The 18170-nt window shown below is 70.0% G+C and carries 15 protein-coding genes, 2 tRNA genes, 1 other RNA gene and 1 pseudogene; 9 read left to right on the top strand and 10 right to left on the bottom strand.

Going from position 1 to position 18170, the window contains the following annotated elements:
- Positions 1-148 precede the first annotated feature (148 nt).
- Complete coding sequence (locus tag ACQP2H_RS29715) at positions 149-919, bottom strand: M23 family metallopeptidase (RefSeq protein ID WP_357536585.1); 771 nt, start codon at positions 917-919, stop codon at positions 149-151.
- A gap of 165 nt (positions 920-1084) precedes the next feature.
- Here ACQP2H_RS29715 and ACQP2H_RS29710 point away from each other — a divergent pair, with 165 nt between their 5' ends.
- The 4 genes from ACQP2H_RS29710 (at position 1085) to ACQP2H_RS29695 (ending at position 2929) form a co-directional block, all read left to right on the top strand.
- Positions 1085-1462, top strand: a complete 378-nt coding sequence (locus ACQP2H_RS29710; RefSeq protein WP_208570816.1) for a hypothetical protein — start codon at positions 1085-1087, stop codon at positions 1460-1462.
- 73 nt (positions 1463-1535) lie between these two features.
- Positions 1536-1703 (top strand): hypothetical protein, encoded by a 168-nt coding sequence (locus ACQP2H_RS29705; RefSeq protein WP_208570817.1) that lies wholly within the window; start codon positions 1536-1538, stop codon positions 1701-1703.
- 115 nt (positions 1704-1818) lie between these two features.
- Complete coding sequence (locus ACQP2H_RS29700; protein ID WP_208570818.1) at positions 1819-2349, top strand: tRNA adenosine deaminase-associated protein; 531 nt, start codon at positions 1819-1821, stop codon at positions 2347-2349.
- A complete protein-coding gene (locus tag ACQP2H_RS29695) occupies positions 2339-2929 on the top strand; it encodes a nucleoside deaminase (protein ID WP_433229727.1) in 591 nt (196 codons plus the stop codon). Before ACQP2H_RS29700 ends, ACQP2H_RS29695 begins: the two co-directional genes overlap by 11 nt.
- A 121-nt stretch (positions 2930-3050) precedes the next feature.
- Here the strand turns inward: ACQP2H_RS29695 and deoD are convergent, their stop codons facing one another.
- Entirely contained in the window at positions 3051-3761 is a 711-nt protein-coding gene (gene deoD / locus ACQP2H_RS29690; protein ID WP_433229724.1) for a purine-nucleoside phosphorylase, read from the bottom strand.
- A gap of 75 nt (positions 3762-3836) precedes the next feature.
- On the opposite strand from deoD, the gene ACQP2H_RS29685 reads away from it, so the two are divergent.
- Positions 3837-3923 (top strand) — tRNA-Ser (locus ACQP2H_RS29685).
- A gap of 105 nt (positions 3924-4028) precedes the next feature.
- On the opposite strand, the gene ACQP2H_RS29680 is transcribed toward ACQP2H_RS29685, so the two are convergent.
- The 4 genes from ACQP2H_RS29680 to ACQP2H_RS29665 form a co-directional block, all read right to left on the bottom strand.
- Complete coding sequence (locus ACQP2H_RS29680) at positions 4029-6602, bottom strand: hypothetical protein (RefSeq protein WP_219465149.1); 2574 nt, start codon at positions 6600-6602, stop codon at positions 4029-4031.
- 90 nt (positions 6603-6692) lie between these two features.
- Positions 6693-7187, bottom strand: a complete 495-nt coding sequence (locus ACQP2H_RS29675) for a hypothetical protein (RefSeq protein ID WP_374197584.1) — start codon at positions 7185-7187, stop codon at positions 6693-6695.
- A 32-nt stretch (positions 7188-7219) separates the two neighbouring features.
- Positions 7220-7834: a hypothetical protein gene (locus tag ACQP2H_RS29670; protein WP_219465147.1), complete on the bottom strand. Its 615-nt coding sequence runs from the start codon at positions 7832-7834 to the stop codon at positions 7220-7222.
- A gap of 150 nt (positions 7835-7984) precedes the next feature.
- Positions 7985-8191, bottom strand: coding sequence for a helix-turn-helix transcriptional regulator (locus ACQP2H_RS29665; protein ID WP_088646531.1), 207 nt, complete (start codon positions 8189-8191; stop codon positions 7985-7987).
- A 157-nt stretch (positions 8192-8348) separates the two neighbouring features.
- Between ACQP2H_RS29665 and ACQP2H_RS29660 the strand changes: the two genes are divergently transcribed.
- Complete coding sequence (locus tag ACQP2H_RS29660; protein ID WP_219465146.1) at positions 8349-8597, top strand: flavin reductase; 249 nt, start codon at positions 8349-8351, stop codon at positions 8595-8597.
- Positions 8598-8730: 133 nt separating this feature from the next.
- Here ACQP2H_RS29660 and ACQP2H_RS29655 read toward each other — a convergent pair whose 3' ends face one another.
- The 3 genes from ACQP2H_RS29655 to ACQP2H_RS29645 all read right to left on the bottom strand — a co-directional run bounded on the left by ACQP2H_RS29655 (position 8731) and on the right by ACQP2H_RS29645 (position 14019).
- The gene (locus tag ACQP2H_RS29655; RefSeq protein WP_219465144.1) at positions 8731-9426 is read right to left on the bottom strand and encodes an alpha/beta hydrolase; all 696 of its coding nucleotides are present in this window, start codon (positions 9424-9426) and stop codon (positions 8731-8733) included.
- Positions 9427-9839: 413 nt separating this feature from the next.
- The gene (locus ACQP2H_RS29650; RefSeq protein WP_219465142.1) at positions 9840-13157 is read right to left on the bottom strand and encodes a type ISP restriction/modification enzyme; all 3318 of its coding nucleotides are present in this window, start codon (positions 13155-13157) and stop codon (positions 9840-9842) included.
- A 232-nt stretch (positions 13158-13389) separates the two neighbouring features.
- On the bottom strand, positions 13390-14019 hold the full coding sequence (locus ACQP2H_RS29645) for an HAD family hydrolase (protein ID WP_308290931.1): 630 nt from the start codon (positions 14017-14019) through the stop codon (positions 13390-13392).
- On the opposite strand from ACQP2H_RS29645, the pseudogene ACQP2H_RS29640 reads away from it, so the two are divergent.
- A pseudogene (locus ACQP2H_RS29640) lies at positions 13987-14929 on the top strand (tyrosine-type recombinase/integrase); the annotation flags it as partial. The gene ACQP2H_RS29645 and the pseudogene ACQP2H_RS29640 sit on opposite strands and share 33 nt — an antisense overlap.
- Positions 14930-15017: 88 nt before the next feature.
- Here the strand turns inward: ACQP2H_RS29640 and ACQP2H_RS29635 are convergent.
- Positions 15018-15102, bottom strand: a tRNA-Ser gene (locus tag ACQP2H_RS29635).
- An 82-nt stretch (positions 15103-15184) separates the two neighbouring features.
- Here ACQP2H_RS29635 and ffs point away from each other — a divergent pair.
- Positions 15185-15274: signal recognition particle sRNA small type (gene ffs / locus ACQP2H_RS29630), an RNA gene on the top strand.
- Between the two features lie 107 nt (positions 15275-15381).
- A complete protein-coding gene (locus tag ACQP2H_RS29625; RefSeq protein ID WP_433229717.1) occupies positions 15382-18069 on the top strand; it encodes a DNA polymerase III subunit gamma and tau in 2688 nt (895 codons plus the stop codon).
- Positions 18070-18170: the final 101 nt, after the last annotated feature.

Here is an 18170-nt window from a genome sequence, read left to right as displayed (position 1 = left end):
CGGGGTCGCCGGAACGACCACCTGCACGCGGTACGTCGGAATTCGGGAGGTTAGTGATTCGAGAGAGCGCTCTCTCACCTCGGGACGTTAACCGACGAGTAATACCCACGTCAATGCGTACGACCGACGACGCGACAGTCGACGCTGGTCAGCCCGCGCCGGACGAGCCACGCGGCGCGCGCGGGCAACCGTGCTCACGTTCCCACGCGGTCACCGCCGCCACCGGTGACCGGTTGCCCTTGCCCCGCCAGGAGTCCAGGTACTTCGCCGGCCACACCACGCCCCGCCGGATCCACCAGTCGTCGTGCCCGGTGCACTTCGGCGACAACCCGAAGTGCAGGTGACAGACGTTGTTCGCGTTCCCCGTCCGGCCCACCTCACCGAGCTGCCGGCCGGCGGACACCCGGACCCCCACGTCGATCCCCGCGCTGATCGCGCTCAGGTGCGACCCGTAGTACCGCACCCCGTCGTCGCCCAGCAACGACACCGACAGGCCACCGTTGTACGGCCCCAGCGGCCCCTTTTTGTCGAACCGGTCCACCCGGCTCACCTCCAGGACCGTCCCGTCGGTCACCGCCACCACCGGCTCACCGCAGTCGGCGAAGATGTCGGTGCCCGGGTAACCCGAGTGCGTCGGGTGGTAGGAGACGTTGCCCGCGCGTACCGGAAAGACCCGGCGCAGGGCCGCCGGGTCCGGGGTGGCCGACGGCGACGCGGTCGGGCCGCCGGTGCCCGAGGGGGTGCCGGCCGGGCCCGTCGGCGTCGCCGGCTGGTCGCCCGTCGCCACCGCCGTCGGAGCGTCCCAGACCGGGGGCGCGGCCGGCTGGTCCGTCCCGCAGCCGGCCAGCACCGCCACCACGACCAGCAGCGCGGGGTACGCCGGACGGGTGCGACGTCGGTCGGGCCGGAGCAGGGACATTCGGACATCCTGACAGACGGCTACCGTGGAGGTCGCACCGCCAGCAGCACCCGGCCGACAGGGTGGCCACCCGTCGGCTCCCCGACGCGGCCGGCCGGCCCGTTACGGCCAGCAGCCCCGGGGCCGGATGCTGCGGGATCCGTCCCGGCCGCCAGGGGGAGCGCAGTGACGACGAACCACCAGCCCGGCCCCGTCGGGGGTCACGTCCCGTACGCCGCCTCGGGTCTGTTTCCCTCCGGGCCGCCCCGACGACCGACCTGGCGGGAACCGCACCCGGTCACCGGCGCCGCCGTGGCCTCGGGCGGCGCGCTAGCCGCCGCCTGGCTGGTGCTCTTCGGCCTGCTCGGCCGGGACGTCGCCAGCTACGCCTGGTGGACGGTGATCGCCGGTGCGCTCGCCTGGCTCGCCGCGCTGGCCCTGGTCCGCTACGGCGACCGGGGTGTCGGCACCGGCGTCGCGATCGTCACCGCAGGCGGCTGGAGCATCGCCTTCGGGATCGTCGTGGTGCGGTGGGCGACGAGCGCGGACTGGCCGATGTGGTGACTCTGCGTCGTTGCACGGCTTCGTTTGCCGCACCATCTTGACGTACCCGCTGTGACTGGGGACGCTCTTCGGTATGGCCTGGAACACCCCGCGGCTCGACACCGAGCGGAGCCGCCGCCGCCTCCAGATTCTCGCCGAGCTGGCGGGAGCCCGCGCGGTACGCCAGCGGGAACGGCCGCAGCGGGAACGCACCGAGCGGCTACGCCAACTCATCGCCACCCGTCGCCGCGTCGCCGGCTGACGAACTTTTCCCGGATCGGCCCGCCCTTCGGGGCGTTGAGCGGCCGGCTGCCGACCCGACCGGTTAACGTGCACGCGTAACGGTCGGCTGTGCCGAGTTCTTTTTTGGGGGAACCATGTCGTACTTCGCTGCTGCCGTGGTGCGCGAAGAGGGCGGCTGGAACGCCGCCGAGGTGAACCTGCGGGGTGCCACCGACATCGACGAGGTCGCCGACCGGCTGCGCGACGTCGAACCGGACGCCGACGTGTCGTTGCTCTTCGTCGAGGCCGACGACGCGTACCTGGTGCTCCTGCGCCTCGACGAGGGGGAGGACCTGCGGGTCTTCGGTTCCGACTCGGCGTACGCGGAGGAGTCCCGCCTCGGTGCGTTGCTCGTCGGCGACCTCAAGACCTCGGTCACCGGCCTCGACGACGTCGACGAACCGCCGTCGGCCACCACCAGTGGCGACGAGGAGAGCGAACAACCGGTCGTGGACCCCGAAGCGGACCCGGTCGGTGACGCCGACATCCTCGCTGACCTGGGCATCTCCGCCCAACGTCTGCTCAAGCTCTGCGCCCACGAGGGCATGCTCCCCGCCGACGTGACCGCCGAGGTCTGCCAGGTGCTCGGCTGCGCCGACGAGGTCGAGGAGCTGCGTGAGGTCTGACCGACCCGCGCAGCCACCCGACGCCGACGATCCGGCGTCGCTGATCGACCCCGGTCCCGCCGGCCGCCGGCAGCGGCACGAGCGGTGGATGCGCCGCGCGCTGGAGATCGCCACCACCAGCCCGGCACCCCTTCCCGCCAGCAGCTCCGCCGGGCCCGATCCTGGTGCGCCTGGTGCCGGGGAGTCGGCCGGGGCGGTGGGGGACGTGCCGGTGGGGGCGGTGGTCTACGGCCCGGACGGCACCGAACTGGCCGTCGGCCGCAACGAACGGGAGCTGACCGGCGACCCGACCGCACACGCCGAGGTGCTGGCGTTGCGCCGGGCCGCCGCACGGTTGGGCCGGTGGCGGCTCGACGACTGCACGCTGGTGGTCACCCTGGAGCCGTGCACGATGTGCGCGGGCGCACTGGTGCTGGCCCGGATCTCGACCGTCGTCTTCGGCGCCTGGGAGCCCAAGACCGGTGCCGCCGGGTCGCTGTGGGACGTCCTGCGCGACCGCCGCCTCAACCACCGCCCCGAGGTCTACTCCGGTGTCCTGGAGACCGAGAACGCCGCCGTCCTGCGCGCCTTCTTCCGCTGACCCCGCGTCGGGTCGACGGAGCCGGGTTGGGTTGGGACGACGGGGCCGATGTTGCGGTATCGCCGGGGCGGGGACACCCCAACATCGGCCCCGTTGCGAGCCGGAGCCGTCGGGGCGGCGGTCAGGAGGCGACGGCGGTGTCCAGGGCGATCTCGACCATCTGGCCGAAGGTCTGCTCACGCTCCTGGGCGGTGGTCTTCGCGCCGGTCTTGATGTGGTCGCTGACCGTCAGCAGGGTCAGGGCGCGGGCCTTGAACCGGGCGGCGATCGTGTAGAGGGCGGCCGACTCCATCTCCACCGCCAGCACGCCGTAGTCGGCGAGGGTGTCGTACAGGTCCGGCCGGTCGGTGTAGAAGGCGTCGGCGGCGAGGATCGGCCCGACGTGCATGGTGATGCCGCGCCGCTCGGCCACCTCGACCGAGGTACGCAGCAGCCCGAAGTCGGCGACCGGGGCGTAGTCGATCAACCCGTCGAAGCGCATCCGGTTCATGTTCGAGTCGGTCGACGACCCGATCGCCGCGACCACGTCCCGCAGTTGCAGGTCCTCGGTGAGCGCACCGCAGGAGCCGACCCGGATCAGGGTCTTCGCGCCGTACTCGTTGATCAGCTCGTGGGCGTAGATGGAGGCGGACGGCATCCCCATGCCGGAACCCTGGACGGAGACCTCGACGCCGTTCCACCGCCCGGTGAAGCCCAACATGCCCCGCACCGTCGAGTAGCACGTGGCGTCCTCGAGGTAGGTCTCCGCGATCCACTTGGCCCGCAGCGGGTCGCCCGGCATCAGGACCCGCTCGGCGATCTCGCCCGGCTTCGCGCCGATGTGCGTACTCATGGCAAAGATCCTGCCAGGCCGGCCGGAGCGATACCGGTGCGGCATCCGAACCGGTGTTCCTGTACCCTCGTCGGCGGTGGCGTGTCCGAGTGGCCTAAGGAGCACGCCTCGAAAGCGTGTGAGGGTTTACGCCCTCCGCGGGTTCAAATCCCGCCGCCACCGCTCGTGACAAGCGAGAACGCCCGGTGCGATCCGTGAGGATCGCACCGGGCGTTCCGCGTTTGCCGGACCGGGTCGGCCCCTGGTCGGAGCCGGCCCGCGACCCGGTCAGGACGTGCCGGCGTTCCGCTGACCCACTCGGTAGGTGGCGGTGTTGCCGTCGGTGCCCAGCAGCACGGTGACCGGGCCGGGAGGCAGCGCGCAGGTGACAGTGCCCTGGGCGGCGCGGTCCGTCCCGCACGTCGACCGACCCGTCGGGTCGAAGACGGTCAGCCGGGCCCGGCCGGTGCCGGCGGTGCGCGCCCAGGTGAGGGTCTGCCGGGCGGCGTGCTGGTCGGCCGGAACGGTGAAGCAGGCCGCGAGGCGGTCCGGGCCGGTGGTCACCGTCGTGTCCGTGGTGTCCCGGGGCAGCGTCGGGCAGGCCGGCGCGTCGGTCCGGGCGAAGCCCACCGTGTACGCCAGCTGCGTCACGAAGGTGTGCCCGGTGAGCAGCGCCGAGTGCGGTGCCGGGCCGTCCAGTACGCAGCCGTGCCAGGTGTACCACCAGAGGCTGCACTCCGGCTCGCCGTCCGCGTCCACGATGTCGACGTTCAGCTCGGCGTCGACAGGCAGCAGCGTGGCGATCGACGCCCCGGACGGGGTGGGCAGGACCACGCAGTCGATCTGGCCGGAGGTGTCGATCCGGCCCCGGTACGGCGCGTCGGCCCAGCCGGCGTCGGAGACGGGTGTGCACCCGGTCGGCCGCAGCGGCAGCAGGGACACCGCGAACTCGGTGGTGCTGGTGGCGTCCCTGCTGGCCAGCAGGGTGTGCCGGCCGGCGGGCAGCGGGCAGCGGACCTGGGCGCAGACCGTCCGGCCGGCGGTGTCGAGGACCCGGGCGAACGTGGTCACGTTGTCGCTGTGCAGGGCGGTCACCCGGTAGACCCCGGCGGCCGGGACGTCCAGGATCCGGCACGCGACCGGGGCCGGGGCACCGGTGGGTGCCGTGCCGTAGCTGCCGGGCCGGACCGTGGGGCAGCCCACCGGGTCGGAGATCCGCCTGATGGCCAGCGGGTACGTCTCGGGGGTGTTCCCGGTCCACTCCCGGTATGAGATCACCCGGTAGTCGCCGTCGGCCGGGAGCACGCAGCCGACCTGGTCGGAAGGCTCAGTGCAGATCCGTTCGCCACCGCTGTCCATCGTCCAGCGTGCGCCGGACACGATGACCCGTTCACCTGCCAGGCCGGTGAAGGGATGGCAGTCGGTCTGTACCCGGGCGAGCTGGCGTACCTGGAGGGCCGGTTGGTCCCAGGGGGTGTAGCCGGTGTTCGGCGCGCATCCGTCGGCCCGGTCGAGCGGGTTCAGCGCCACCTCGTACCGGTGAGGCCGGTCGGCGTAGAGGGGACTGCTGACCAGCAGGGTGTACCGGCCGGCGGCCGGCACGGTGCAGACCGGGATGCCCTCCCGGGCGCAGACCTGAGCGCCCGTGGCATCCAGCACCTGCCAGTCGAAGCTGGTGGCGTCGAGGCTGACGGCGCGGACGAGCAGCGGCCGGGCCGCGTCGGTGCTGAAGGTGTGGCAGGTCGTCTCGCCGGCCGGGGTAACGCCACTGTTCACGGCGCTGCCCGGGTCGCCGTACGGGGCGAGCGGCAGGCTCTGGCAGCCCGCCGGGTCGGACAGTCGCCGCGCCTTGACCAGGTGGGTGCCCTCCTTGCCGTACTGTTCCCAGCTCAGCAGCCGGTAGGGGCCCGGCCGTTCGAGCCAGCAGTCACCGCCGCCGTAGCTCAACTCGCAGAGCGTTCCGAACTGCCCGTCGAGGATCAGCCCACGGATGTCGCGCGGACCGCCCGGGTCGACGAACCGCAGCAGCGCGCCGCGCGGCTGGTCGAACAGGTGGCACCGGGCCGCCGCCCCGGCCGGCAGTGTCACCGTGCTTCCCGGTGACCCGAAGTCGAACAGGTCCGCCGGCAACTGCCCGCAGCTCGACGGGGTATGCGTCGACTCGGCCGCGATCGTGTAGTTCCCCCGCCCGGTCGAGTACGGCAACCGCAGGGTGATCCGGTAGGTCCCGGCGGCACCGACCCGACAGCGGTTCGCGTCCACGCCGAGCCGGCACAACTCGCGACCTGCGGCATCGGCGACCCGGCCGCCGACGGAGTCCGGCCCGGAGCCCCGCCCGAGCTGGATCAGCAGCAGATCGTCGGCGGTGGTGGTGACGGTCCAGACGTCCTGCGCCTGGTCGACGATCGCGGTGCAGGTGAAGACCCTGCCGAGGGCCAGAACGCCGCCGCAGCGGGAGCGGGGTGGCTTGGCCGGCCGGACGATGGTGGTGGACCGGGTACGTGGCTGTCCGGTGCTCAGCCCGGCGGCCTGCGTACCGGGGGCCGGGGTCGTCGCCAGTTGTGGTGCGGTCCGCTCGGCTGCGGGAACCGGCACGTCCCGGTCCGGTGTGTTCCGGCCGGATCCGGTGGCCGGCATCTTCCGGGCGGTGGCGGCCGGCGACCCCGGGTCCGATGTGGCGGGTGCCGGCGGGTGGGTCGCCGCGCTGTCTGACGTACCGACCGCCGCAGCCGGGGTCGGTGCCCCGTCACCTGCGGCGATCGGGCCGACGGCCAGGGCCGGGACGAGCAGGGCGGCCAGCGCGAGGCGTGGCAGTGACTTCCCGGCCCGGATCACCGGGCGGGACAGGACGGTACGTGACATCGATCCCCCGTGTGCTGCCGACGCCGACCGCGTGGCCAGGAGATGGTCCCATCGGGGCCGGTCGCGGACAATCCACGTCGCGGTTGCAGTTCAGCAGGGGCTGTGGCCTTCGTCGAAGAGGCGGCGGGCCCAGTCGGCGTACCCGGCGATGATCTCCCGGACGGCCGTGCCGTCGTGCAGGAAGAGGTAGCCCCGGTCGCCGTCGCGGGCCAGCAGCCCGTCGAACCGGTACGTCCGTGGTGGCGCGTGCAGCCGGACGGATGACGGGTAGCGGCTCAACACCTCGGCGACGGGGGTGCCGACGGTGATCCCCTCCGGGGTGCTCATCGGGTCGTCGAGCCAGAGCAGCACCAGCCGGTCGTCGACGAAGATCGGGCTGGCCGTGCCGTGTCCGGCCAGCGTCATACCGCAGGTGTCGGCACCGGCGCGCAGCACCCCGCGTCGGGTCAGCTCCGTCTCGCTGGCACCGAACTCGGCCCCGGCCAACCCGTGCAGCCCGACCACCTGACTGGCCCCGATCGGCTGCGCCGGGACGTCGGGCCCCGATGGATGGGTGCCGCTGCCCGACGCCGAGGCAGCCACCAGTAACGCCGCAAGGACGGCAAATTGTCGCAATTTCATAGAATCCCCCAGTCCCCAACGGGACCGGGGCGTTCAGGTTGCTGGTCGGGCGGGAATTGCTGCTCTTCCCATTCCTCGGCCAGTTCGTCCCAGTAGTCGGCGGTCAGCCCGCGCCGGCCGTGGGTCAGCCAACCGGCGGTGTTCCGCTCCAGGTGCAGGCCCAGCTCGGCGAACGGGTCGAGCCACCGGCCGGGCTCCACGCCGAGGCGGGCCAGCGCCGCGTTGATCGGCCACTCCTCGCGCGGCAGCGTGAAGGTCGAGTCGAAGCGCGGACCCCAGCTCAACCGGCCGCCCAACCAGACCGCCGACGCCTGGTGGCCGAGCCCACCGGCGAACTCCGCCTCCAGGTAGGCCACCGGCCCCCGCCGCGACCAGCGGTCCAGCAGCCCACCCAGCGCCGGCGAGATCACCAGCTCGAACGGCTGCCCGGCGGTCGGCTCCTCGGGATGGAAATCCGGCAGCCCGCCGGTCAGCTCCTCGACCAGTTGCGGGGTCACCGGCAGCAGCGCGAAATCCTGTCGGAGCGCGGCAAGCACCGCGTGATCCAGGTCGGCGGTCTGCTCGCGCAGCAGCTCGACGTCTGCGACGACCGCGCTGAGCTGGTAACTCATCCGATCCCCCCGCCGTCCACACCCTGTGGATAGCACATGTGTACGACGGGTCCGGGGCCGCCGTGATTGCCCGCACCGTACCGGGGTTCGAGGCGGGAGGCGTGCCGGAGCACTGGCTCCGGTGGATGCCCTGCCCGATGAGTCGGGTGACTACTCGTCGTCTTCCGCAGGTGGGCGGGGCGGGCGGTGGTGGCGTGCCCACTCGTCCACCTCGTCCGCGTCCCAGACCGTGGTGCCGATCAGGCGGGCGAGTGGTTCGGGGAAGCCGGGTCGGCGGGTGATCTGTAGGACCCGTTGCCGCGACACGTTGAACAGGGCGGCCAGTTCGCCCGGTCCGTACAAGCGCGGTCGCTTCACCGTTCGACCGTAAGCACGGCGTCAGCTTGACTATCGCTACTTGCTGATTGACAAGTGCATGCCGGGTGGGGTGAGGTAGAGATGGCCCTTGGCCTGCTGGAGGAGCTTCCCGGCGGGTCGGGGTGCCGTGAAGACCGACCCTCACCTCGGAGGCGAGATGCAGAGACACGCACCGCTCAAACCCCTCTGGATCTGCACGGCCGATGCGCTGCCCTGGCCCTGCGGGAGGGCTCGACTCGACCTGGTCGCCGACTACGCGGGGGAGCGGGTCAATCTCGCTGTCGACCTTGCCGAGTTGTTCCGGGAGGCGATGGCCGATCTCACCCGGATCTGCCCCGAGCCGCCCGACCCGATCGCCACGTACCAGCGCTTCCTCGGCTGGGTGAAGACGACGCCCCGGGCCTGAACCCCCCTGCCCGCCCTGTCCTGGCACAGCTTCGGGAAGCGACGAAAGGTCGGCTCCCGATCAGGGCCGACCCTCGCGCTGGTGCTGTTCAGACGAGCGGAGGATGAACGGTATGCGTCCCGCGCATACGTCGTCAGTCGTGTTCGACGGCGATCTCCCGCAGCAGAGCGGCGAGCAGCTCCGGGTGGGAGAGCATCGGGTGGTGCCCGGTAGCCAGTTCCACAGTCCGCCCCGCTCGTGCCGCCTGGGCGCGCTGCACCTCCGGCGGGGTGGCCCGGTCCCCGGCGCACACCACCGCCGTCGACGGGGTCGACCGCCAGCCCGCGTACCGGGCAGGGGTGGTGAGCACGGCGGCGTCCTGCCGGACCAACCTGGCCATGGCGCCCTCCACCGTCGCCGCGTCACAGTCGTGCAGGAACAGCGGCGGGACCAGTTCGGGCCGGGCCGCGAACGTGCCGTCGGGGAAGAACTCCAGGTGGGGCGCGGGTCCGCTGGGCCCGAGATCGGCCAGGGACTCACCCACGTCGGGCAGGAAGGAGCTGACGTAGACGAGGTGCCGGACATCCCCGGCGTCGGCCGCCGCAGTGGCGACCATCCCGCCGTAGGAGTGGGCGACGAGGATCGCCGGCCCGGCGTCGCGCAGGACCCGACGGGTCTCCTCGACGTCGTCGTCCAGCCCCGACGGTCGGCGCGAGTCCGGCAGCTCGCCGCAGCTCGGTAGCCGTACCGCGACGCTCGCCGTCCCGCCGGCCGCGAGCAGCGCGTCGATCCGGGACCACCACCACGCCCCGTCGCGTACGCACGCCCCGTGCACGAAGACGATCCGCATGGCTGCCTCCTCACCGGGCGGCACCCCACCACCCCACCTGCGCCGACCCTAGAGACCGGGGCGGGGTACGGTACGCCCGTTCTGCCACGGGCATAGCGCAGCGGGACCGGGTGCTACCGGCGGACGCGGACGCTCGGCCGGGCGTCGGAGGAAACAACGAAGGGTCGGTTCCCGACCGGGGCCGACCCTCGCGTTGGTGCTGCTCAGACGAGCGGAGGATACGAGATTCGAACTCGTGAGGGTTTTATCCCAACACGCTTTCCAAGTCTGTTGTCCCACGTTCGCCCAGCGCACAGACCGTACCGAGCCCCAGCGCCCGCGCGGGGCGGAACCTGGCCGGACAACTCTGAACGTGGGCGAACGAGACGACAACTGAGACGGCGAGACCAGAGGTGAAACCGAGCCCGGCCGATCTATACATCCTGTATCAGGCTGCCCTCATAGCGCGGAGACATATCTCGCTTCTTGACGGTGGGCCACCGAACCCCAAGCTCCGCGAGTTCGGAGGCGGTGTAGAGGCCGGTCCCAGTGATCCTGGTCAGCAAGGATTCCTGTTCCGGCTCCAGTTCGACGAGCCGTGTCAATACCGTGAGGAGATCGACCAGGTCCCTGGTCCACTCATTAGGCCATGATTCAACGTGGACAAAGTCCAAAGGACTTGTCTTTTTGCCGCCCGGATTCCTCTTGCGGTAGTTGAACCATGACCAGAGGACGTTCACGCCCCCGACATCGTAGTTCCAAACAGCGGGCAATACTGGCCCCCAACGCCCCTCGCCGAGGCAGAGGATAAGGCGTTCCTCGTCATAAATCATCGCCTCTGGCATTTGGGACACCGGCTCCAGGCTAAGGGGCTGCCGGGAGTCTCCGGCGAGGAACCGTACGTTTCCCTTCGGTCGCCCCTCGTTTTCGTCCCAGAACCGGGCACCATAGGTGTGGAGCCAGATAACTTGCTTACCGAGAGAGACAGCCTTCCCCCAGAGTTCCGCGTCGCGAGTAACCGGAACCCGTACGCCGGGGGTAGTAAGTTCGTCCTGGAAGTGGCTCGTAAATCCCCTGTGGCTTACAACGCCTGCAATGTACGCAGCAACGTCCCACTCGCCAATAGGCAGACCTAGTTCCTCGCTTAGCTTTTCCCGGAGTCTCGGCGGCGCATTGAGCGAGCCATCCGGGTGAAGCATTGGCAAAGCGCGGCCACCTCGGTTATTAAAGTGGTTGGCCTCAGGGACTAGTGCAGTAAAAATGATGCCCGGCCCCGATGAGATGCTCTTCGAATGTTGCTCAATCCCGAAGACCTGGCTCTCTGAGTGCGACGCCCAGAGTGCAGTCGAAGCCGAGTGGATTAACCGGTGATCTGGAATGATCCATTGCCGGTCGAAGGAGCGAAATCCCACGAGAACCGGAACCGGCAGCGGGCCTCGCTCTTCGCGGAATGGGCGCTGCCCAGACTCCACCCGGATCCCTGGCAATGACTTCTTTACCTTCACAAGGTTCGCATCACGGCTTTCCTTGAACAGTTCACGCTTCACTTCGAGGTCGGGCTCGGACGTGATCGTGTTCCATCGCTTCGCTAGGACCTCTTGATCGGCCGAGTAGATCCAGGTTCGATTCGCCAGGATTCCGGTCGTATTCCAAGGAAAGAGATCACCTAGCGCCGGCCATGAATCCCAAGCTCCGCCCGCGGCAGGCGTAAAGGGATCTTGCCATCCGGTTCGAGCTTCACGCCAATCGCCACCATCCAACTCAAGCTGAGCTAGCGCCTCATACTTTTCTTCCTTCCGGCCGTATACCTCGGTGTAGCGGATACGGGCAGGGGCATCGTTGGATGATGAGCCGTCCCGAACGAAGATCCCGATGGCCAGCGTTGCACCAACCCCAGGGAAGAAGCGAGTGGCGGCGTCAGGCCTGATACCTTCCGGCGTAACGTTGATAACCCAACCCTCGGATGCCTTTCGCCGAAGGTATTCGCGCATGCCCTTGAAGGCTGGGCCATGCGTGTAACTGTTCGGCGTGATGAAGCAGACAACCCCCAGGTTGTCTGACTCATGCGCATCGAATACCTTCCAGCAAGCCCAGCGCCAGAAGTAAACGTATGCGGTATTCATGCGGAACTCGGCAAGCCCGTTGCCGTTAGCTCGGAAATCGTCAAGAAGGACCCTGCCGCGCTTGCGACTCGCCTTTCCTTCGGATCCAAACCTCACCCAGCCGCCCTGGCTCTGGTCCCGATCAAGATAAGGAGGGTTGCCGATCACGACGGTAACGGGCACATCCGCCTTGACTTCGTTGGCTCTCTTGCGGGACGCAGCAATGGTGCCCAGGCCAGATCCGAGCTGCTCGACATCGACATATGGGTCGTCCAGGGTGTCAGTTACATATGTTCTCATGCCACTGGCCGAACCCTCGGCACCAAACTTCCGGAGGAGATCCGTTATCCGCAGCTCTGCTACGGCATAAGGGCCCATCTGGAGCTCGAAGCCGATGAGCCGTTGTATCAGCGACTGCACTGCCGACTGAACCGCGCCCTTGACTGCCCCCGGGCCATCCCGCAGGGCTTCCTGACCCTCTACATCGGCCACGCGACTTATGACCTCATGTAGATAGGTCCCGGTGCCCATGGCTGGATCAACCGTCCGCACCCGATCAGACGAAAAGCCAGAATTCTCAGCTAGCCGAGTCTTGAGGACGCTCTCAGTCAGCCGTACCATTTCCGCGACGACCTCGCGCGGCGTGTAGTAAGAGCCGGACCTCTGGCGTAGGTCCGGATCATAGATCTCTAGGAAGTTCTCGTATAGATGGAGGTATGTGTCACGACTGCCGGATCTTACCCGCACCCAGTTGACAGCGCTGATTACCCGAGTAAGGAGGTCAAGCGTGACTCGGAAATCTCCTGCAAGATTGTCTGTCAAGAGTTGTAGCGCACGGCCCATAAGGGAGTGCTCTTCTGCCATGCGCGTGCCGACGTCATGGAGGCTTCCATCGGTCAGTGAGATTCCTTCACTGCGCGCCAAAAGAAGTGCAAACGTCACAGTTTGGGCGTAGCCATCCGCGAAGGTGCCGTCATCTGCTTGCGGAAAGAGAAGGGAGCGCCAGTCGGAAGCCAGGCCAAGAAATGGCTGAGTCCACTTTTCGTCACCAGCCGCAACCCGTCTGCGCTCATCATAAAGCTGGTCGAGTACTTCTCCCCTGAGTAGGCGTGTAAGGGGCGCGATAGCGCGAACGAGTGCACCGACTGAGGTGATAGGGGCAGGGCTCCACCGCAAAAAGTTGGTAACTAGCTGCTCGAATTCCTGCCCCGGCGTCGTAAGGCCGTTGCCTGCTGTCTCTAGAGGGCCACCTTCAAGCGTGACGGTCGCAAGGAGTTCTCCATCTCGCCACAGCCGCCAATCGGAGCCATTCGTGTAAATAAGGTTCGGTAGATCTCGTTGGCGAAGCCACTGATTCAGGTCATGACCTCTGAAAGAGCCCGGATCGATTGACTTCCCGGGTCGCTTCACTTCGACATAACCAGTTATTGCGCCATTCACGCTGATGGCGTAATCCGGGCGCACACCCCGTTCCGTGTCTCGAACCTCATCGTGGGGCACGACTTTCAGGCCGAGACGCTTCCCCACTGCCGCAAGGAGAACCTCAATCGGCGCACGGATGGCCGCCTCAGCGTCACCTGGACCCGACAACTTGTCGGCGCAAGCCTGGCCGAACTCCTGCAACGCGCTGGCCAGCCAAGCTGAGTTCACACCCGCCGCCATTAGCTACCTCCCCCGGGGCACACGTAGCGGTCAGCGTACGGCAAGCCGGTTCTGACGCAAGGACCGCTGGTAGGGGCAAGGTCGTTCTATCGCCAGACCAAGCCGCCTGACAGAGGCTCGTAACGCCGGGCCGGACAACAGGGGAGCGGACGGAGGTGCAAGCTTGAAGCCGGTGACCCTCGCCTTCGCGATTACTTATCGGGTTATCCAGGCCCCGAAGTCAGCTCATCTCAATTAGTGCGTGTGCGACCTCGCGCATACTCGTGACGACCGAATGTGCGGCGGCAGCGCGGAATTGCTCGACCTTCGGTAGTCGATTCGCATAGCCGATTACCCGTACCCCAGCCGCCCGCGCTCCCTCGATGTCTGAAAGCGAGTCGCCGATGAGAACACGGCGAGCGGGTGGCTGGCCCAGGATGCGGACGGCTTGCAGGATCGGTTCCGGGTTCGGCTTCATGCGGGTCGGGTCGGCGTACGCCCGACCGACCACCGGCGACACGTACCCGGCGAGCCGGTGCGCTGCCAGGTAGGCCACCATCGCGCCGGCAGAGTTGTTGCTGACCACCGCAACCGGTAGACCCACCTGCTGTGCAGCCACTATCACCTCGCGGCTGTAGGGCGTCGGTTCGGCGGTCTCGACCGCCCGGCGCTCAGCGGCGCAAAGCGCATCCTCTACCGCTCGGGTGGCGCTCTGTTCGCCGGCCGCCCCGGTGCGGCGCAGTACCTCAAGCGGGTCCGGCTCACTGGCGAGATCGGGCGGCACGTCAACGCCGTGCCGCCACAGCACTTCAACCAGCTCGGCCGCAACCTGCGGCGCGCCCACCGTCTCGACCGCCTGGAGCCGGAGCACCTGGAGAAGCTTTACGGCCGGATGATGGCCAACGGCAGCGCGGCTGGCACCGCCCACCAGGCGCACCGGACGATCCGTACGGCCCTCGGGAAGGCGGTCCGCCGTGGGCACCTCGCCCGGAATCCCGCCGCGCTGGCCAAGCCGCCCCGCCTCCCGGATTCCGAGGTGCAGCCGTACACCATCCCCGAGGTGCAGGCGATCCTTCGGGCGGCAGCGTCGCGGAGGAACAGTGCCCGGTGGGCCGTGGCGCTTCGCCCTGGGGCTGCGCCAGGGCGAAGCGCTCGGCCTGAAATGGCCGGACGTGGATTTGGACCACGGGACGCTCACCGTGCGCCGCGCGCTTCTCCAGCCGAAATGGCAGCACGGCTGCGACGGGAAGTGTGAGCAGAAGTTGCCCGGCCAGTGCCCGGACCGAGTGAACGAACGGCCGGTGGCAGCGGACACGAAATCCCGTGCTGGTCGTCGCTCCATCTGCCTGCCGGACGCCCTGGTCGCCTTGCTGCGGCAGCACCGGAAAGAGCAGGACGCCGAGCGCGAAACCGCCGCCCAGCTCTGGCGCGATGAGGGCTGGGTGTTCGCCTCGCCAACCGGCCAGGCGATCCATCAGGCGACGGACTACGACGAGTGGAAACGACTGCTCAAGCTCGCCGGAGTGCGGGACGGCCGGCTACACGACGCCCGCCACACCGCCGCTACCGCGCTCCTGGTCCTCGGCGTCTCCGGCCGCGCCGTGATGGGCATCATGGGCTGGTCGAACTCGGCGATGGCGGTCCGCTACCAGCACATGACCGACCAGGTACGCCGGGACATCGCGCAGCAGCTCGGCAGGCTGCTCTGGGGCGACCCGCCGACCGGGCCGGGGGAGAGGGTCACCAAGCCGCCGCCCGACCAGCCGGAACAGGGCAAGTGAGACGACAACTGAGACGAGAGCGACGGTAGAGACGATTCAGGGCCGGTCCCCGTGGGGCCGGCCCTGACGTTCGTGCTGCTCGTGTGAGCGGAGGATACGAGATTCGAACTCGTGAGGGTTTTATCCCAACACGCTTTCCAAGCGTGCGCCCTAGGCCTCTAGGCGAATCCTCCGCGAGCCAGGATACAGGTCCCCGCCCGCCGGGCCACCCCACCACCCCCTGAAGATCCACCGGGGGTCGGGTAGGGTGGGCGTTACCTCCCGTGCGGCGGTATCTCGTGAACCTCCCCAGGGCCGGAAGGCAGCAAGGATAAGCGAGCTCTGCCGGGTGCACGGGAGGCCTTTTTGTCTCCGCCCACCGGTACCGTACCTGCGGGTCGGGTCCCGGGGTGGTGGGTGGTCACCCGCGCCCGACCGGCGCAGAATGGCTCGGTCGAGAGGAGGCGGGGCGAGTGACGCTGGCGCTCTACCGCAAGTACCGGCCGCGCACCTTCGCCGAGGTCATCGGCCAGGAGCACGTCACCGAGCCGTTGTCGCAGGCGCTGCGCAGCGGGCGGCTCAACCACGCCTACCTGTTCTCCGGCCCCCGGGGCTGCGGCAAGACCTCCAGCGCCCGGATCCTGGCCCGCTCGCTCAACTGCGAGCAGGGGCCCACCCCGGAGCCGTGCGGGCAGTGCGCCTCCTGCCGGTCGCTGGCCGTCGACGGCTCCGGCTCGATCGACGTCATCGAGATCGACGCGGCCAGCCACGGTGGTGTCGACGACGCCCGTGAGCTACGGGAAAAGGCGTTCTTCGCGCCGGCCCAGAGCCGCTTCAAGATCTATGTCATCGACGAGGCGCACATGGTCTCGTCGGCCGGCTTCAACGCCCTGCTCAAGCTGGTCGAGGAGCCCCCGGAGTACGTCAAGTTCATCTTCGCCACCACCGAGCCGGAGAAGGTCCTCGGCACGATCAAGTCGCGGACCCACCACTACCCGTTCCGGCTGATCCCGCCGAAGGTGCTCCGGCCGTACCTGGAGCAGCTCACCCAGGCCGAGGGCGTCACGGTCGACCCGGCGGTCTTTCCGCTGGTGGTGCGGGCCGGTGGCGGCAGCGCCCGGGACAGCCTCTCCGTGCTCGACCAGCTCATCGCGGGCGCCGGCCCGGAGGGGGTCACCTATCCCCGGGCCGCCGCGCTGCTCGGCGTGACCGACGCCGCGCTGATCGACGAGATGTGCGACGCGTTGGCCGCCGGGGACGGCGCGGCGGCGTACGCCACCGTCGACCGGGTGGCCGAGGCCGGGCACGACCCGCGCCGGTTCGCCTCCGACCTGCTCGAACGGCTGCGCGACCTGATCGTGCTCCAGCAGGTGCCGGATGCCGCCGGCAAGGGCCTGATCGACGGCCCGGCCGACCAGATCGAACGGATGGCCGCCCAGGCCCAGCGGCTCGGCCCGGCCACCCTGTCCCGCTGCGCCGACATCGTGCACAACGGCCTGGTCGACATGCGTGGCACCACCGCGCCCCGGCTGCTGCTGGAGCTGATCTGCGCCCGGATGCTGCTCCCCGGCGTCGACGACTCCACCGGCGCCCTGCTCCAGCGCCTCGAACGGATGGAGCGCCGGCTCACCCTGGGTGGCGGGGAGCTGCCGCCGGCCGCCGCCGGCTCCGCATCCCCCACCCCCACTCCTGCGGTACGTCAGGAGCCTCCCGCCCCGGGCGCGGCTGCCGCCGCGTCCGACCCGCAGACCGCCGGCCCGCCAGCGGCTGTCGATGCGCTGTCCGGGGCGGCTGCCGCCCGCGCCGCTGCCGCGTCGGCCGCTTCCCGGCCCAGCGGGCCCACCCCGCCCGCCCCCACCCCGCCCGCCCCCGCCGGCCCGCCCCGGGACGACTCCGTCCCCACTGTCGGGGGGCCCGCGACTGACGGCTCCACCCCGACGGCCGGTGGTCCGGGCGTCGGTGACCCCGACCCGGCGGCCCGTCGGGTGCCGCCCTCGGCCGTCATGCCCGACCCGGCCACCCCCGAGCCGCCGCGTCCGGGTGCTGCGACACCCGGTGCCCTCGACGCCGTCGCGGTACGCCGGGTGTGGCCGGACGTGGTCGGTAAGGTCGGCCGGAAGAGCAAAAAGGTGGCGGCCTGGGCGCGGGAGGCCACCGTCCGGGAGGTCGACGGGCAGTCCCTCCTGCTCACGTTCCGGTACCCGTTCCACGCCCAGGCTCTCTCCGCCGAGCCGGACCTCCTCCTCGAAGCGCTGTACGAGGAGTTCGGCGGTCGGTGGCAGATCCGCTGCGAGGTGGCCGGTGAACGGGGTGGCGCGTCGTCCGGCGCTCCGTCCCGCCCTGCTGCCGCCCCGCCCCGACCGGCACCCGCCCCACCCACCGCACCGGCCGGGCCGGTCAGCGGCGCTTCGTCCGGCCCGTCCAGCGGCACCCCGGCCGGCCCGTCCAGCGGCACCCCGGCCGGGTCCACCGGCTCGTCCGGCCCCACCGCACCGGGCGGTTCGCCTGGCCCTACCGCCCGAAACGGTGCGGCTGGCGGCGGCGGTGCGGCACGGTCACCGGGTGGGCCGCCCGACCAGGTGGGCAGGGCGGGCAGCGCAGTCACCCCGGCCGACGCGGTCGGTGGGGGCGACGACGAGGGCTGGCCCGAACCGGCCCGCCCCGGCGGGTCCGCCAGCGCATCCTCCGACGAGTGGCCCGAACCGGCCCGCCCCGGTGGGGCTACGGCGACCGCGACGGCAGCCGCCCCGGCGGTGCCCGCTGCGCCCGCCGTACCCAGACCGGCCGGTCCGCCACCGACACCGCAGCCGGCGCCGGCCGGGGCCACCGGTGCGCCGGTGAGCAGCGCGATCGCGGCGGCGCGGGCGGCTGCGGCGGGTAAGGGACCTCGGGCCGCCCCGGCGGGACGCAGGACCGCCGACGCGGAGTGGGCGGGCGAGCCGCCCTACGACCCGGACTACGACGGTCCGGTCCGTGCCGGTGGGGCACCGGCGGGCGCGACCCGGGCCACTCCCGCATACGAGGGGTTCGACCCGGGTGACGAACCGCTGGACGAGGTGATCGACGAGCGGACCGCCCGGCAGTCGAGCGAGGAGCAGGCGGTGCAGTTGCTCCGTGAGGCGTTCGGTGCCGAGAAGATCGACGAGGTGGACGCGCGCTGACGCGCCGTTCCCCGGACCGGACCACCGGTCGCCCCCGACTAGGCTGGGCGCGGCCGAGCAGACGAGTGCGAGAAGGAGCCATCCGTGCGCCCAGGTGGACA

The organism is Micromonospora sp. CA-248260 (genome assembly GCF_050942205.1).
In the GTDB taxonomy this organism is placed as follows: Bacteria; Actinomycetota; Actinomycetes; order Mycobacteriales; family Micromonosporaceae; genus Micromonospora; species Micromonospora antibiotica.
Note: the sequence above shows the minus strand (reverse complement) of the source record. Positions and strands in the feature narration are given on the sequence as shown.

Excerpts from the sequence above, each read along its gene's own strand:
- deoD (WP_433229724.1), bottom strand. The coding sequence starts at position 3,761 with ATGAGTACGCACATCGGCGCGAAGCCGGGCGAGATCGCCGAGCGGGTC.
- ACQP2H_RS29680 (WP_219465149.1), bottom strand. The coding sequence starts at position 6,602 with ATGTCACGTACCGTCCTGTCCCGCCCGGTGATCCGGGCCGGGAAGTCA.
- ACQP2H_RS29700 (WP_208570818.1), top strand. The coding sequence starts at position 1,819 with ATGTCGTACTTCGCTGCTGCCGTGGTGCGCGAAGAGGGCGGCTGGAAC.
- ACQP2H_RS29660 (WP_219465146.1), top strand. The coding sequence starts at position 8,349 with ATGCAGAGACACGCACCGCTCAAACCCCTCTGGATCTGCACGGCCGAT.
- ACQP2H_RS29670 (WP_219465147.1), bottom strand. The coding sequence starts at position 7,834 with ATGAGTTACCAGCTCAGCGCGGTCGTCGCAGACGTCGAGCTGCTGCGC.
- ACQP2H_RS29715 (WP_357536585.1), bottom strand. The coding sequence starts at position 919 with ATGTCCCTGCTCCGGCCCGACCGACGTCGCACCCGTCCGGCGTACCCC.
- ACQP2H_RS29655 (WP_219465144.1), bottom strand. The coding sequence starts at position 9,426 with ATGCGGATCGTCTTCGTGCACGGGGCGTGCGTACGCGACGGGGCGTGG.
- ACQP2H_RS29705 (WP_208570817.1), top strand. The coding sequence starts at position 1,536 with ATGGCCTGGAACACCCCGCGGCTCGACACCGAGCGGAGCCGCCGCCGC.